The organism is Pseudomonas sp. LB3P25 (assembly GCF_054897985.1).
In genome coordinates this window covers 2,613,410-2,629,068 of record NZ_CM142711.1, presented here as the reverse complement: position 1 = coordinate 2,629,068, position 15,659 = coordinate 2,613,410, and the positions used below count along the sequence as shown (strand labels likewise).

Genomic DNA, 15,659 nt, shown 5'->3' with positions numbered 1-15,659 from the left:
GACGCCGCGTCAGTGGCACGGCGTCCATGGAACACAAGTTTGAACACGCTGTTGCGAGGCTCAGCGCACCGATCCGGACGCTACCGAGTTACCGGTAAAGAAGTTCTCGGGCTTGCGCGGGATAACGCTGTAGGTTTCGCCGTTCAGGCTTTGCACGACGCTGTACGTCTTGGCTTGCAGGTTGTAGATCACCACCGGTTTCACCACCACCGCCGGGATGGAAGGCACAACGAATGGAAGCACCTGGGACACACGCCACAGCTTGCCTTCGGCGTCGTAGCCATCGACCAGCGAGACCGTCCAGCTGTCTTCATCGATGAAGAATTTGCGCTTGGGCACGGCGTGGCGTTTGCCTGGGGCGACAGTCGCCTCCAGCTCCCAGACGCGATGCAGCTCCCAGCGCACCTTGTCCGAGTTGAGGTGGTTGGCCGCAAAGGCATCGTCGCGTTTTTCTGCGTTAAATTTGTTGTCGTTGTACGGGATGTACAGCTCTTTTTTGCCGACCAGTTTCCAGTCATAACGATCCGGGTGGCCGATGAAACCATGCACCTCATCGAAGTAGTTGGCACCCGACGCCACGAAGTCTGGCGTGTCATAACCCACGGTAGGCGCGCGGCGCACGCGGCGTTGGCCGACCAGGTATTGCCAGGCTTCCCGCGGTTCCTGGGCGTTGATGCTGTCGTGCGTCACCAGCGACTCGCCGGCCTTGAACGGGGGTTCGTTGGTCAAGAACCGCAGCAGCGCATACTGCCCCGACCACTTGTCCACGCCGCCGTCTTTGAAGTAGTACGGGTACTGCCAGTTCTCGACGCCACGGCTAGCCAATGTTCGGGTTCCGTCAGCATTGCCGATGATATTGGCATACCCCATCTGAATGGATTCCGCCTCGACGCGCAGAAGGAAATTCCAGATCACCTCGTTACCGGTTTTCGGGATCGGAAACGGAATGCCGCCGTAACATCCCTCTACCGACAATCCATTGCTGGTGGTCTTGCACTGGGTCGCGTTGGTAAAGGTGTTTTGATAAACGCTGTCGGGGGCCGCGGCGGTTCGATGAGTCGGGTACACATCGAGATGGAAGGTGTCGGGATATTTGGCCAGCAAGGCTTTCGTCCCTTCGTTCAACTTGTCCGCGTATTGCGCAGCGTTCTTGGCGGTGATCTGCAACTTCGGCTTCTCACCGGGGAACGGATCGGCCGGCATATCGCCGGATTTTGCCCCGGCCACTTCCTTGGTCAGCCCGCCCGTCCAGGCCGGAATCGAGCCGTCGGTATTACCGGCCTTTTCGGCGCCCATGGGGGTCAAGGTGGTCTTGAGCTTCGCCGCCTCGTCAGGACTCACCGCCGCGAAGGCAGTGCTGGCACAGATTGAGATCGACAGGGTGGAAAGCAACAGCAGTTTAATGTTTGTCATTATCAGGGCCCGCCTGTTCTTTGCTTAAAAGGTTCGCTGGATCGAGAACGCCACAAAATCCCGGTCTTTCATGTTTTGCTGGTAAGTGAACGAGTTGGAGGAGTTGATGACAGGTCCCGCCTCACCGAAAAAGTTGGTGTAGGTCAGCGAGGCGTACCACTGCTTCTTGTAATCGGCCTTGAGGCCCAACGTCAGGTCCCCGCCATGTTCCGGGCCGAACGCCTGAGGCGTGACCGAGGAGCGCCCGGAAGGGTTGTAACCAAGGGTGATTGGGGTTTGAACGTCGATGCCGGGGAAGACCTGGAAGTACTGGGGTTCGAAGGTGAAGCGCAGCGCGAAGGCATCACGGGTGGTGTTGGGGTCCAGTTGATCGGCATTCTTGGTCACACTGAGACGGCGGTTGAACGCCAGTTCACCGACGAACGAAGCACCGTCCCAGAACGCGGTTCCGCCATAGACATTGACCATCGACACCTGGGCATGCCACGACCGGCCGATGGGGTAAGCCGGGTTCGAATCGTTGTCGGAATCCAGACCGGTGATGATCGTTCCGCCGACACCTGCCAACGGCGTATCGAGCCGAATCGAGGTTTCACCGGCAATGTTGGCTTCGCCGACCAGGGTGCTGAAACTTGCGCCGAACACTTTGACGTCCTCGGGATAAACGTTGACGAACGTGTCATCAGCACCAGGGACCAGCGCGGCCGGACGAAAGTAAAACACCGGGGTCTTCTCGTGATATTTCGCGGCGTACAGACCGAACTCCCAGTCCTCGACGGCGAACTTCAGTTGCGCACCAAACTGCCCGGAATCTTTGGCATCGATGTCCTTGCCGTGGCGTAGCTCGCCGGTGGGGAAGAACACCCGCTCCCCGCCTTCGCCGACAAAATCCGCGCCGCTGAAGTAGCTGCCTGCTGCGGGCAGGCGCGTCTTGTTCCACTCGAATTGGTAGTAGGCGCCGACGCTGACCGTGTCGTTCAGCTGCCAGTTGCCTGACACCTGTTTGGTGGGCATCAGGATTTCCTTGAACTGGGAGCTGGGTACGGATTGCAGCTTCACCAGGTCAACGGTGGACTGCGCATTGGCGATGCCGTTGGCCCCAAAGAACAGGCTTTCACCATAGATTTGCGTGAACTGGCCGAGTCGCCCGGACAGCGACGTAGTGCCGATTTCCTTCGAGCCATAGACAAACGCATCGAGGATTTCGGTGTGCTGTTCGTGGATGCGGCGGGTGTCGCTGGTGAACTCATCGTGGTCGACGCTCACCGAGTTGGCGGTGCCGGGAGAGTCGTTATCGTTGTCGTGGGCGTAGACATTGTCGTACCAGGAGGCTGCACTCAGGCGAGCACCGACGTCTTTGTACTTGATGTCGAATTCGGACAAAACATCGAGGCGATTGGAAATGAGACCACGATCAAAATTTCGGTCGCCGTCATCCAGGTTGGGATTGCTGTTGGAGTTGCCCGGGCCGACCGCGACCTTGTGATCAAGTTTGTTCACGCGCCACGCGTTGCTGTACTTGATCGTGTTGTCCCAAGTCGCCGAAAGATCGGGATTACCGGTGTCGATCTGGAAGGCGTGCGAGGGCGTTGAGAGGCTCAGCAGCACCGTTGCGCTGACCGCACAGGCGATGCTGGAAACCGGCAACGGGCAGAGCCGCTGGTTGGCTGTTTTCATGAAGATGTTCCTGTTTTTTTGTTTTTGTAAAAGGTCATCCACTCGCAGCATTGGCTGCGAATACCACGGGTGCTGCGGCGCTTCTTCCCTGTTCGTTCTGTTCAGCTCTGCGAGCCCGAACATTTATGCGCAAACATCGATTTATTGCATTTCACATCACTTTGTGCACAAAACGTATTCCTGCACAAATTCAAAGTCAAGAAGATTCGGGCGTTCATTCGGATAGCTGGACGGGGGTATCGGCGGGATGTGCGTAAGCAGACCCGATAAGACATGAGGGTTGAGAAGGGATTGCGGGAAGGGGTTTCAGAGACCGAAGGCCGGTCTAGAGCGGTCGAAAGACTGCTCGTCAAATTTTCCCTTGCGACACCGAAAAATTTATGTGCAATGCAGGATTCATCCTTTGCACCAAACAACTTTTTGCGCATAAAATCCGTTTAGTGCAAATTTCAGGATGACCCATCATGATCCCCTCCTCCCCCAGCAGTCCGCTGATCGAAGTCGCGTTGACGAAGATGAAAAAGGCGATTGTTTGTTGCGAGCTGGCCCCCGGCGAAAAACTCAAAGTCGCCGAACTGTCCAAAACCTATGGCCTCAGCAGTTCCCCGATTCGTGAGGCGCTCAATCGCCTGACTCAGGACGGCGTTGTCGAAGCCAGCGATAACAAAGGGTTCAGGGTTGCCCCGATTTCCACCACGGATTTTCGCGACATCACGCGGATGCGCTGTTTGCTGGAATGCGAGGCGCTAGGCGACGCCATCAAATTTGGCGATGACGCGTGGGAGGCCGATGTGCTGGGCGCGTTTCATCGGTTGAATCTAATTGAGAAAAAGCTCGGAACTGGCGTGCTGGTACTCGACGATGACTGGTCTACCCGGCACAAGGCGTTCCACTTCGCGCTGTTTGCGGCTTGCCCATCACCGTTGATGCTCAAAATGATCGACTCCCTGTTTGACCGGGCCGAGCGCTACAGACGCTTCTCTGCCAAGCAGCGAATCCGGCAACGCCACAAGGGCAATGAGCATCAGGATCTGATGGATGCTGCGCTGGCACGGGACGCAGGCAAAGCGGTGACGCTGTTGCGCAACCACATTCAGGACACCCTGGACCGAACCATCGAAGCGATCGAACGCCAACAGGCCACGCTTCAATAGATCCATCGGGATTGCAGCAAAAAGCCCTTCGCCTCGCGACTGTTTTCGTGGACAGTGCGAAGCGAAGGGCTTCCTTTTACTGGCTTATGCTTCCTACTGACTTAGCCCTTGGGCAAACCTGATCATCGGGTCGCTGGCGCCGCCAGCACTCTGTGCAGCCTGTTCAGGCTTCTTGCTCCACAGCGCAAGCTCCATCCCCTCCAGCAACTCCATCGCCCAGGCAACCGTGACCGCCCCGCCATACACGTAGTGATCCGGCCGCACGATGACGACATTGCAGCCTCGGCGCTCAAGCCATTGCGCCAGTACCCCATCGACCTCCTGATAATCATCCGCAGTGCGTGGACCTGACTGTTGAGGGTCGACCAATCGCACGACATGAATGGGCAGGCCTTTGAGCGATTGACTGCTGCGCAGGCATCTCAGTAAAGCGCTGGCGTCAAACCCGGGGGCAATGACCACACGGAAGGACTGGCCGGTAAACTCATCCAGCAGCGCCGTCTTGCCGGCATGGTTGATGACCATCGGTTGCGGGAACAGCTCACCGGCAGGCGCGACCTGCGCGACAAACCCTTGAGACAACCCCGGAATCAGCGATTGTCTGATAGTCCCTGCCGGGTTCTCCGTCATCTGCTGGATCAATCGCGCATCGCGGATCGCGGCTTTCTCACTGTCGCGTTCGCAAATCACGCCACCGAACTCCTTGGCCGCCATCGTCGTTTGGCGCACATGAGGCACTCGTTCGGTCTGGTAGGTGTTCAGGAACGCCGGGGCTGCCAGCCCGCCTTTCACCAGCGCGAGCTTCCAGACCAGGTTCAATGCGTCGCGAATCCCCTGGCACATGCCTTGCGCCAGGAAGGGCGGCGTCATGTGCGCCGCGTCTCCGAGGAAGAACACCCGGTCGGACTGCCACTGCTCCAGGATCAGTGCGTGGAATCGATAAGCGGACGCCCGCCATAGCTGATAGTCGCCCTCCGGCAACCAACGGGAGATCAGCTTCTTGATCGCTTCGGGCTGTGATATTTCCGTCGGCTGTTCGTCAGGATTGATCATGAACTCCCAGCGCCGATGCTGACCCGGCCCGACGACAAAGGTACAAGGCCTGGCCAGCTCGCAAAACTGCACGTTGGTCTTCGGCAGATGCTCGCCCGCCCCTTCATTGAGGATCACATCGACCACGAGCCACGGCTCATCGAAGGCCAGATCCTCCATCTTCAGCCCCAGTCGGGTGCGGATCGGGCTGGTGCCGCCATCACACGCCAACACATAGTCCGCTGTCACCGTGCGCTCGGTTCCGTCTTTGGCCCGAATGCGCACATCCGCTTGCGAGCCCGTGGAATCGACCGACAGAACCTCTGAACCGAGTTCCACGGTGACTGACTTCAAATCGGCAATTTTACCCCGCAGCGCACGCTCGACGGGGGGTTGCGAGAACACATAATTCGGTGCCCAACCCAGCGGAAAGGGAGGCTTGGCGGCATCAATGCGCTTGATCAGCGCAGAGCCGGTGGTTCGGTACTCCGAGGGGCGATAAGGCATGACATGTTCGGCGATCTCATTGGCCAGGCCGATATTGCCGAAAACACGCATCACTTCGTGGTCAAACCCCATGGCCCTGGGGTTGGTGTACACCGTTTCGGACTTGTCCACGACGAGAGCCTTCAGCCCCCACATGCCGGCCAGATTTGCGCACAGAGCACCCACCGGACCCATTCCAACAATGATGACATCGTAGTCCATCGTCTACTCCGCTTTTTGTTTTTATCCAGTGCGACGTCTGGTTGATGAACAGGCATGCGCGTGTCCATCAACCAGGCTTCAACATCCACAGATCGGCGCGTTGTCAGCCGATTCGAACCCGCTGTTCTTCGATCTTCGCGCGGATGGAGTTCTTCCACTCTTCTCGCGTCTGGAAGCCTGGGCGGCGCTTACACATGGCTTCAGTCTGGGCCAGGATGACCTCGGTCGGCAGCTCGAGATCGAGGGGTTCCTTGCACGGTTGTGCGGTGTAGAACGGCGCATCGACATACATTTCGATGGGGTTGCCCTCAGGGTCTTTGAAGTACATCGACCAGGCGTTGCCGTGATCCACCTGAGCGATCCCTTCAATGCCACGGCTTTTGGCGAATTGGTAGTAAGTCTTCAAGTCATCCAGCGAGTTCAGCAGGAACGACAACTGATTGATCGGGTTAAAAGGCAGGTCGACGGGCTTGCCGTCGAAGAGCACAACCTGGTGATGCAATTCAGGGTTTTGCGTCATGAAAAACAGCCGATGACCCGTTGAGGCGACACCTTTGTCACTGACGATGAAGCCTAAGGTACGGCAGTAGAAATCGACCATGCGATCGAGGTCTGCGCAAAACACGCCGGAGTGGGTGAAATTGATAGTCGGTAACGCGGGCATGTGGAACCTCCAGTTTTTATGATTGTGTAGAGGACAACGCTTAGGCTTCGTCAATAACGCCGTTCGATAGCGTCCCGATCTCTGTGATGACCACTTCGAAAACATCACCGGGTTTAAGGAAAATCGGTGGATTCCTCTTGAAGCCAATCCCGCTCGGCGTACCGGTTGCCAGAATGTCGCCCGGGTTCCACGCCAGTGCCTTCGACACGTACGAAATCAAATGCGGAATGTCGAATGCCAACTCTGAAAGACTGCCTTCCTGCAACTGCTCACCATTGAGTACTCCGCGTACCACCAGCTTACGGTAATCGGAAATTTCCGAAGCGGGAATGAGCCACGGGCCCAGCGCACCGGTTTTTCTGAAGGTCTTGCCCATGCCGTACTGGTGCGTATGAAACTGCCAGTCGCGAACGCTGGCGTCGTTGAAGCAGGTGTAACCCGCGACGTGATCCATCGCATCGGCCGGATCGATATGCGCCCCTCCTTTGCCGATCACCACGGCCAGTTCAGCTTCGAAATCAAATTGCTCTGATACCTGAGGCCTTACGAGCGGTTCTCCGTGGGGCAGAAGGGTTTCGGCGAAACGCTGAAAAATCACCGGGAATTCACCGACCTTTCTGCCGGCTTCTTCAGCGTGAGCCACATAGTTAATGCCGACGCAAATCACCTTTCCGGGGTTGGGGATGACGGCTTCCAGTTCAACGCTTGAAAACGGGTAGTCGGGTTGCGCGGCGTCTACGATCTGGCGAGCCTGCTGCATCAGGGCCGGGTCGGCCAGAAAGGATGCAAGGTCTGCAACCTGCGTAAAACGCCGGGTCAGCTCGACCACCCCGTCACCGGACACGGCGCCGAAATGGGCCTTCCCCTCTTTGCGGTACGAAATCAGCTTCATGTTCTTCTCCTGTTTTTTATGCACAAAAACTAATTTCTTGCACCATACATCATAAAATGCATAATGCAAAAGGCCGGTTTTAAAAAAAATAACGAGCCGCTTGAGGCCCTCGGTTCTGGAGGTTAGGCATGTCGCTTGTGATGGTTCGTAAGGTCAAACTGGACATCGAAGAAGTGTTCCATGAAGGCGGGCCTCGCTCGTCGGTCCCGCTCAGGATCGCGGTCGCCACCGCCGTGGTCGCCAACCCCTACGCAGGTCAATATGTCGAGGATCTGCTGCCGTTCATGCAGGAGTTGAGGGGATTAGGGGCGCAGCTGTCCGAGCAACTGATCCATGCGCTGGGCGGCGCCAGGCATGTACAAGCCTATGGCAAGGGTGCAATCGTCGGCGAAGACGGCGAGCTGGAACACGGGGCTGTCTGGCACGAAGCCGGCGGCTGGGCCATGCGCGAAGCCCTCGGCAATCCTAAGGCGATCGTGCCGGCGGCGAAGACCATCGGTGGCCCGGGTTGCCGGGTGATGATCCCGCTCGGGCACATCCAGGCGGCCTATGTTCGCAGCCACTTCGGCGTGGCGGAAATGACCGTATGGGACGGCCCTCGTCGCGGCGAAATCGCGTTTGGCCTGGCCATGGCCACCGGCGGGCGGATTCATGCGCGACTCGGCGGGCTGGCTGCCGCCGAGGTGAAGGGCGAAGACGGGCTGCGTTAGTGCCGATGATTTGAAGCGTGCTGCAGGGTTACATACCACTACAAAAACAATATGTGTGTTGGAGAACATCATGACTGCAAAAACTATGCGCGCCGCACGTCTGTATGAAGGCGGTAAACCCATGGTCATCGAGCAAGTGCCCGTCCCCGAGATTCGTCCGACCGAGGTGCTGGTCAAGATCAAGGCCTGCGGGATCGTCCCGAACCTGCACAACATCCTCACCAACTGGGTCAAATGGTTCCCGCAGAATCCCCTGCCGAAGCTCCCTGCCATTTTCGGACTGGACCCTTCAGGTGTCGTCGAAGCCGTCGGCGCCCAGGTCTACGATTTCAAGGTCGGTGACCGGGTTTACGTCAATCCGGGAAGGCACTGCGGTTCGTGCCGGGCCTGCCGCGCGGGCAACACCATTGCGTGCACCGCCTATACGTTCAACGGCTATTTCGGGTTCACACCGAAAAGCCCGCGCATGTTCGAAGACTACCCTTACGGCGGCCTTTGCGAGTACATCCCTGCCCCGCAATACAGCCTGGTCAAACTGCCGGACAACATCAGCTTCGAAACCGCCGCGCGCCTGGGTTATCTGGGCACCGCCTACAAAGCATTGCTCAAGGCCAACGCTGGCCCCGGCAGCACGGTGCTGATCAACGGGATCAGCGGGACGCTCGGCCTTGGCGCCGTCGCCCTGGCGCTGGCCATGGGTGTTCGTAAAATCCTCGGCACCGCCCGAAACCAGGATCTGTTCCAGAAGGTGAAAGACCTGGCCGCCCCGGGCCGGATTGAAATCCACACCCTCGGTACGATTCCCACCCACGAATGGGCCTATGAAGTCACCCATGGCGAAGGGGTCGATGTGGTCATTGATGCGCTGGGTCCGGGGGCACCGCACGAGAGCCTGACTCAGGCCCTTAAATCCCTCCACCGCGGTGGGCATCTGGTGAACGTAGGCGCCATCGCCGGCGAAGTGCCGATCGACCTTCACTGGATCATGGACAACGACATCCAGATCAGCGGATCGGCCTGGTTCACCACCGGACAAGGCCAAGCCATGGCGGACATGGTTGAATCCGGGGTGCTGGATCTCTCATTCTTCGAAAACACAGCCTTCAGTCTGGAGGACGTCAACAGCGCGATTACCGGTATCGAAAACCGTCATGGCGGCTTCAGCAACTACGTCATCTGTCCTTGACTAAACTCAGCGAGCGGAGCGGTTCAACCGCCCCTCGCTGCCTCTTTGACTGCCCGTTGAGTAATCCCTATGAAGATTAGAAGAATCGTGACCGGCCACGACGAACAGGGCAATTCCGTGTTCGTTTCAGACGACTATGCCCCAAGGGCCCAGTCCTTTGCCTCAATCCCGGGGCACGCAATGGCCCAGCTGTGGGCGACCCCCGCCCATCCGGCGCTCCTCGAAAAAGAGCGCGACCCGACGCTTGCTCACGCCTCGCTGATTCCTCCTCAGGGCGGCACCAGCATCGCCATGTTTGATTTCCCACCCGACACCGTCATGCAGAACCTTGTCGATGGCGTCCAGGCCTTTGGCGAGTTGAGCGCTGCACTGCCGGGCTTGATCGAAAGCTTCGAGCCGGACCATCCAGGCATGCACACCACCGCCACCATTGATTACGGAATCATTCTGGAGGGTGAAATGTGGCTGGAGCTGGATAACGGTCAGATCCGTCTGGTAAAAGCCGGCGACATCGTTATTCAAAATGGCACGCGACACGCGTGGCGCAACAAAAGTGACCGGATTGCCCGGGCACTGTTTGTGATGATCGGGGTGGCACCTCCAGAGAAACAGGCTGTGTAGTGTTTTGATTATTCATTTCTCGGATTGAAGGATTTTTATGGCCACTGTCGCTCATCGTCTACTCGGTATTTCAGGCAGCCTGCGTTCACAGTCAACGAATACTGCGATTCTCAAGTCGCTTTGCGCTCGATTGGGCGATCAGGCAGAAATGAGTCTCTTCGCGCTGAATGACATTCCCCTGTACAACGCAGACATCGAAGCGGAAGCGCTGCCGGCATCCGTGGCGGCGTTGAAAGAGGCCATCGCACAAGCCGATGGTTTGATCATTTGCTCGCCTGAATACAACTACGGCACCTCCGGCGTACTGAAAAATGCGCTGGATTGGGCCTCCCGCCCCGGCTTCAATTCACCGCTGAAAAACAAGCCCGTGCTGATCATGACTTCTTCACCCGGCGTGCTCGGTGGGGTGCGTGCCCAGTCTCAACTGCGGGAAACGCTGTCGGCCACCCTGTCCAGGGTCATTAGCAGCCCCCAGATAGTCATTCCCGGCGTTAATCAAAAAATCCAGAACGGCAGCTTTGTCGACGAAACAACGATCGAGTTCATGCTGGCGGGTGTCGATCATTTGATCGCTGAAATCAGGCTATTGTCTTAGCCGGCTGCGATAGGATGGCTTGCAGATTTTCGATAGCGACTCGCGTGGCGAGAAGGATTGCTGATGTTCATTGGAAGACTCGCCGGGCTCACCGGTTGCACCCCGAAAGCCATTCGACTGTACGAACAGATGGGGTTGATCCCGGAACCGGATCGCCAGGGTCGATATCGCGTCTACACCTCCCATCACCTCACGCTCGTGCGCCTTATCCGTCGGGCACAGGTCGCCGGCTTCAAGCTTGGCGAGATGGTTCCACTGATCGCTGCCAAGAACCTATTGAAAGCCTTTCCCGTGGGACTGGCCAACGAGGCCATCGACCTCAAGCGCCAGCAAATCTTCGAGAAAATAGCCGACTTGCTAGCCTTGGCTGATCACCTCGGCGAACTCAAAAGCGAGATCAATTTGCTGTTTGAACCGGGCGCAGTGGTAACGCCTCATCGCGATGCGTCGAGCGCTGGCCTAGATAGGTAAACGTCGATTGCAGCGCAACGTGCGGCGCTCGTGGACGGAAGCCCAATTCGGTCCTGGCCTTGGTGATGGCGTATTCCTGCTTGACGTCATGAAACATCCTGACCTGACTGAGCAACAGTTGGGCCGGCCGACCGGTCAAGGCCGCCCAACGCTCCTGCATCCACGCCACAGCGACCAGCAGCCATCTTGGTGCCGGCAGTGGCTGGCGATAGCCAGGTGAAACTACGTTCGCGGCATCAATGATCTCGGCCAGTGAAGAGGACCGCTCATTTGCCAGAATGTAGCGCTGCCCTGGCCGGCCTTTCTCTGCCGCGAGGATCATCCCCAGGGCGACATCTCGCACGTCGACAAAATTGAAATGAAAGCCTGGGTCCAGAGGCATTTGTCGCCGTCTGATCGAATCGACAAACCTCATGGTGTCAGTCAGTTTGGCTGCGTTGGGGCCGATCATCGCCGAGGGCAACACCGAGACCATCCAAAGTTTCAGGGCCTGCGCCGTCCGCCAAGCCATTTGCTCCGACAGGATCTTGGACACGTAATAGGCGTTCTGATCCTCGTCATTCCAGTGCTCTTCATCAAGCGCCTGGCCGTTCTGACCGATGGCCGCAACGGAACTGACATACACCACGCGCTTGACCCCGGCCTTCGCCGCCGCCTGCAAAACGCGACGTGTTCCTTGCACATTCGGTTGGATAATCTCGGCGTGCGGATGCCTCGCCCAGTGCTTGAACACCGCGGCGACCTGAAACAATACGTCCACCCCGTTCAACGCCTCGAACATGGCCGCTTCGTCGAGCAGTTCGGCATACACCCGTTCGCAGTCCAGCCCTTCGAACGCTGCCGAATCGTTCACATCACGAACCCCGGCGCGGACTCGATAACCCTGATCGAGCAAAGCTCTGACCAACGTATTGCCCAAATGCCCATTGGCGCCTGTGACCAGACATAACTGACTCATACAACTGTCCCCCTCGCTTGAACACGCATCCGTTTTGGCGAGGACGACCTTAGCCTCTGCCCCTTGGGACAGAGTCAAGCATCAACAACGGATACGCCTTGTAGCGATCCATCCTGACCCTTCTGAGCCAATACCGGATTGCCGAATCGACGGGGCACTGGCGAAGAATTTTTTTCCTGTTTCTGACTCAAATTAAACACAGACAGGTCAGTCGTGCCGATCAAAGCCGACTCACTGCACATCGGGCAATTCACCCTCATGGGGATGACGTCCATGAACACAAACTCCCACGACATGCCAGACACACTTTATGGCTCACATAGCCACATTGACGAAGCCGCCATCGCCCCGCTCCTGCGTCAATACGCCGAGCCCCTGCCGGAACTGGACGCCGAAGCCCTTGGTGAAATGTTCGACCGCTACGCTGATGCGCGGGTGGTGATGATCGGTGAAGCCAGTCATGGCACTCGCGAATTCTATCGAGCCCGGGCGGCGATCACCCAAAGACTGATCGAGCAGCACGGCTTCAATATCGTGGCGGTTGAAGCCGACTGGCCAGACGCAGGTCATGTCGACCGTTATGTCCGGGGACTGGCGCCCTCGGCCTGGAAACGTCATATCTTCAGCCGGTTTCCGACCTGGATGTGGCGCAACACCGATGTGAGGGCGTTCGCCCATTGGCTCCATCAATACAACCACGAGCAAGCCCCTGAATGTCGCATCGAGTTTCGCGGTCTGGACGTTTACAGTTTGCGTAACTCCATTCATGAAGTGCTGAGCTATCTGGAACGGGTCGACCCGCACCTCGCACACGAGGCAAGGCGTCGCTATGGCTGTTTGACACCCTGGCAGGATGATCCTGCGTTGTACGGTCATTTTGTCGAGCGCGACGGCCTGATGCCCTGCGAGCATGCCGTGGTCGACCAGCTCAATGTCATGCTGGCCGAACAACTGGCCGGGCTTGTCCAATACGACGAGGCGTTCTTCAATGCTGCGCAAAACGCCCGGGTCGTCCGGGCGGCGGAACAATACTATCGAGCGATTTATCGAGGTTCGACCGCCTCCTGGAACCTGCGTGACCGACACATGTTCGACACATTACAGGCCCTGCTTGAGCATCGAGGCCCAAAAACCAAAGCCGTGGTGTGGGCGCACAACTCCCATATCGGCAACGCGGCGGCCACGGAAATGGGCTGGAAAGGTCAGTTCAATATCGGTCAGCTGTGCCGCAACGCTTATGGCCGCAATGTCGTGCTGATCGGCATGAGCACCGACCGGGGCCAGGTAGCAGCGGCCGATGACTGGGATGGCGAGATGCGGATCAAGGACATCCGGCCCTCTCGTCCAGACAGTTGGGAGCATCAGTTCCTCAAGGCCGGTGTCCCGGCTTCATTGACCGATTGGCGAGATCCGCAGCGAAAAGATCTGCTTCGAGCCTTGTCCAAACCATTACTGGAGCGGGCCATCGGGGTGATTTACCGACCCGACAGCGAGCGCAGCAGTCATTACTTCGAAGCGGTGCTGGCCGAACAATTTGATGCCATGGTCTGGATTGAACAGACCCGACCGGTGACGGCACTGGCACTGCCGAAAAGCCAGGAACTGGAACCGGAAGACGACACCTTCCCATTTGGCATCTAAAACCGGGAGTATCGCCCGCCAGGCAGTGCGTTATCGCTTTCGAGACAGGGACTCACGCATCGGAACGTCCCTGAGCTGAGGCGCCGCTAGCAGATTCTCGCAGCCACGCCCGCTGCAACAGCTTGATGACTTCGGCATCCGAGGTCTGGGTAAAGTCCATGTACCAACGGCCGATCGACATGAGCCAGTCGGGAATGAGCGGGCAAATCAGCTCATCCACCTCGCTGCGCAGCGCCTCCGCCGTCTCGATTGGCGCCACGGGCACGGCGACGACAATGCGAGACGGCGTGTGCACACGCACCGCGTGGATCGCCGCCATCATCGAGGCGCCTGTCGCCAGGCCGTCGTCGATCAGGATCACCACCTGATCCTTGAGTTGCGCCGGCGCGCGCGTTCCCCGGTAAACCTGCTCGCGACGCAACAGCTCCCGGGTTTCCTGTGCGACCACGGCCTCGAACGTGGCCGGTTCAATCGGGTGAACCCGCAGCGCGTGTTCATTGAGGATTTGTATGCCGCCGCTGGCGATGGCGCCCATGGCGAATTCTTGATTGGACGGAACCCCGAGCTTGCGCACCAGCATCAGGTCCAGACGAACGTCCAGTGCAGAGGCCACTTCATAGGCCACCGGCACACCGCCTCGGGGCAAGGCGAGGACGATGACATCGGGTCGATGAGCGTATTTGAGCAACGGTTCCACCAGACGTCGACCGGCCGCTGCCCGGTCCTGCAAGATGGTGGGCGATGAGGGACTCATTTGAAAACCTCCTCAGGCGATCACGCCTGTCGGTTCGCATCACACGGTCACTCAGGATTGTCGGTCTGACGGTGGCTGACATCAAGCTCAGCCATGACGCACGCGCCTGTCCTTAAAGTACAAAACGCCCGATGTGGTGCATCGGGCGTTAGGGTGAAACAGGTGTAAACCTATTTCAGGACTAGGCACTGCACAAAGAAGGTCGCCCCTGTCAGCTCCGAATAAGCCCCAAGGCTTACACGCGGAATCGGCCTAGCATGCGCTCGCGACTGTCCGTGGAGAAATAACGGCGGAGTCCTGTAGTTTCAAACGCTGAGTCAAAACCAGCATCGTCAGGAAACCCAGTGCAATCAGTACCGGATACGCCATCAACAGTTCGGAAAGAGAGTATTTCCAGGCCAACGGGCGCCCGACCCCCAGCATGGCCGCATACATCCAGGACACGGCCGACAGCGAGCCGCAGAACAGCGCCAGCATCCGTGCGCTGAAGCCAAGATTGAGCAAGGAGCCGGCCTTTTGCAGCGCGGGCAATACCAGGCGATGCAACAAGAGGCCGTTGTAACTCAGCAACACGACAATAATCACTTTGGCGTGAAGCTTTGGATTCATAAAGTAATTCATACCTTTTTCCAGGTAATCAATACCGATGACGGCGATGCCGGTCACCCACAACGCTATCAATGCAATGCTGACAGACTTCTGAAGACTTTCCATGTGAGCATTATCATGCTCAGTGAATGTTTTACGCTTTAACAAATCTCTGACCATCGCAATATCACTGGTCAACACCAAACCAATGGCTACACAACACGACACTAAATGAACGTAAATAACGCCCAACCGCAAAAATTCCATGCACTCTTTATTTTCGAGCAGGCTCATAATTGTATTTATCGCCACGGTACTTTCTCCACCTTATTCGATAGTACAGATCGATATTTAACAGGGCATTCAACTCTTCGAAACCCTGCGCGATCTTACTTTTATAAGATATGCCAACTCATAGACTTGGCACTGCTTAGCCCATTGATTCGCCTGGCAAATCAATGACCGGCTTATTTATTGCCTCCTGAATTTCAGGTAAAAAATCCCCATTAGCATTCAATGCACATGAGGTTAATTTTCCACTTCTTTTCTGCGGCTGCAGGAGCAGGTCTTGGGTGACGTGCTGCAGGATCAGAGG

At 57.5% G+C, this 15,659-nt stretch carries 15 protein-coding genes; 7 read left to right on the top strand and 8 right to left on the bottom strand.

Annotation, left to right across the window (positions count from 1 at the left end):
* Positions 1-60: 60 nt before the first annotated feature.
* Positions 61-1,413, bottom strand: coding sequence for a DUF1329 domain-containing protein (locus tag ACYZTW_RS11835; RefSeq protein WP_462004996.1), 1,353 nt, complete (start codon positions 1,411-1,413; stop codon positions 61-63).
* A 24-nt stretch (positions 1,414-1,437) separates the two neighbouring features.
* A complete protein-coding gene (locus tag ACYZTW_RS11830) occupies positions 1,438-3,090 on the bottom strand; it encodes a DUF1302 domain-containing protein (protein ID WP_462004995.1) in 1,653 nt (550 codons plus the stop codon).
* Between the two features lie 464 nt (positions 3,091-3,554).
* Between ACYZTW_RS11830 and ACYZTW_RS11825 the strand changes: the two genes are divergently transcribed.
* The gene (locus ACYZTW_RS11825; RefSeq protein ID WP_462004994.1) at positions 3,555-4,244 is read left to right on the top strand and encodes a GntR family transcriptional regulator; all 690 of its coding nucleotides are present in this window, start codon (positions 3,555-3,557) and stop codon (positions 4,242-4,244) included.
* 93 nt (positions 4,245-4,337) lie between these two features.
* Here the strand turns inward: ACYZTW_RS11825 and ACYZTW_RS11820 are convergent, their stop codons facing one another.
* From ACYZTW_RS11820 to ACYZTW_RS11810, 3 genes are all read right to left on the bottom strand, one after another.
* Complete coding sequence (locus ACYZTW_RS11820) at positions 4,338-5,984, bottom strand: bifunctional 3-(3-hydroxy-phenyl)propionate/3-hydroxycinnamic acid hydroxylase (protein ID WP_462004993.1); 1,647 nt, start codon at positions 5,982-5,984, stop codon at positions 4,338-4,340.
* Between the two features lie 103 nt (positions 5,985-6,087).
* Entirely contained in the window at positions 6,088-6,648 is a 561-nt protein-coding gene (locus ACYZTW_RS11815; RefSeq protein WP_462004992.1) for a VOC family protein, read from the bottom strand.
* Between the two features lie 40 nt (positions 6,649-6,688).
* Positions 6,689-7,540, bottom strand: coding sequence for a fumarylacetoacetate hydrolase family protein (locus ACYZTW_RS11810; protein ID WP_462004991.1), 852 nt, complete (start codon positions 7,538-7,540; stop codon positions 6,689-6,691).
* Between the two features lie 128 nt (positions 7,541-7,668).
* Between ACYZTW_RS11810 and ACYZTW_RS11805 the strand changes: the two genes are divergently transcribed.
* The 5 genes from ACYZTW_RS11805 to ACYZTW_RS11785 all read left to right on the top strand — a co-directional run bounded on the left by ACYZTW_RS11805 (position 7,669) and on the right by ACYZTW_RS11785 (position 11,123).
* The gene (locus ACYZTW_RS11805; RefSeq protein WP_462004990.1) at positions 7,669-8,250 is read left to right on the top strand and encodes an amino acid synthesis family protein; all 582 of its coding nucleotides are present in this window, start codon (positions 7,669-7,671) and stop codon (positions 8,248-8,250) included.
* A gap of 70 nt (positions 8,251-8,320) precedes the next feature.
* Positions 8,321-9,436, top strand: a complete 1,116-nt coding sequence (locus ACYZTW_RS11800) for an alcohol dehydrogenase catalytic domain-containing protein (protein ID WP_462004989.1) — start codon at positions 8,321-8,323, stop codon at positions 9,434-9,436.
* Between the two features lie 69 nt (positions 9,437-9,505).
* Positions 9,506-10,057 carry a cupin domain-containing protein gene (locus ACYZTW_RS11795; RefSeq protein ID WP_462004988.1) on the top strand — a complete coding sequence of 184 codons (552 nt, stop codon included), beginning with the start codon at positions 9,506-9,508 and terminating at the stop codon, positions 10,055-10,057.
* A gap of 37 nt (positions 10,058-10,094) precedes the next feature.
* Entirely contained in the window at positions 10,095-10,652 is a 558-nt protein-coding gene (locus tag ACYZTW_RS11790; RefSeq protein WP_462004987.1) for an NADPH-dependent FMN reductase, read from the top strand.
* A 63-nt stretch (positions 10,653-10,715) separates the two neighbouring features.
* Positions 10,716-11,123 (top strand): MerR family transcriptional regulator, encoded by a 408-nt coding sequence (locus ACYZTW_RS11785; protein ID WP_462004986.1) that lies wholly within the window; start codon positions 10,716-10,718, stop codon positions 11,121-11,123.
* Here the strand turns inward: ACYZTW_RS11785 and ACYZTW_RS11780 are convergent.
* Positions 11,050-12,081, bottom strand: a complete 1,032-nt coding sequence (locus ACYZTW_RS11780; protein ID WP_462004985.1) for an NAD-dependent epimerase/dehydratase family protein — start codon at positions 12,079-12,081, stop codon at positions 11,050-11,052. The genes ACYZTW_RS11785 and ACYZTW_RS11780 overlap by 74 nt on opposite strands.
* Positions 12,082-12,354: 273 nt before the next feature.
* On the opposite strand from ACYZTW_RS11780, the gene ACYZTW_RS11775 reads away from it, so the two are divergent.
* Positions 12,355-13,722, top strand: a complete 1,368-nt coding sequence (locus tag ACYZTW_RS11775; protein WP_462004984.1) for an erythromycin esterase family protein — start codon at positions 12,355-12,357, stop codon at positions 13,720-13,722.
* Between the two features lie 52 nt (positions 13,723-13,774).
* On the opposite strand, the gene ACYZTW_RS11770 is transcribed toward ACYZTW_RS11775, so the two are convergent.
* Positions 13,775-14,476, bottom strand: a complete 702-nt coding sequence (locus tag ACYZTW_RS11770) for a phosphoribosyltransferase (RefSeq protein ID WP_462004983.1) — start codon at positions 14,474-14,476, stop codon at positions 13,775-13,777.
* Between the two features lie 252 nt (positions 14,477-14,728).
* On the bottom strand, positions 14,729-15,376 hold the full coding sequence (locus ACYZTW_RS11765) for a hypothetical protein (RefSeq protein ID WP_462004982.1): 648 nt from the start codon (positions 15,374-15,376) through the stop codon (positions 14,729-14,731).
* Positions 15,377-15,659: the final 283 nt, after the last annotated feature.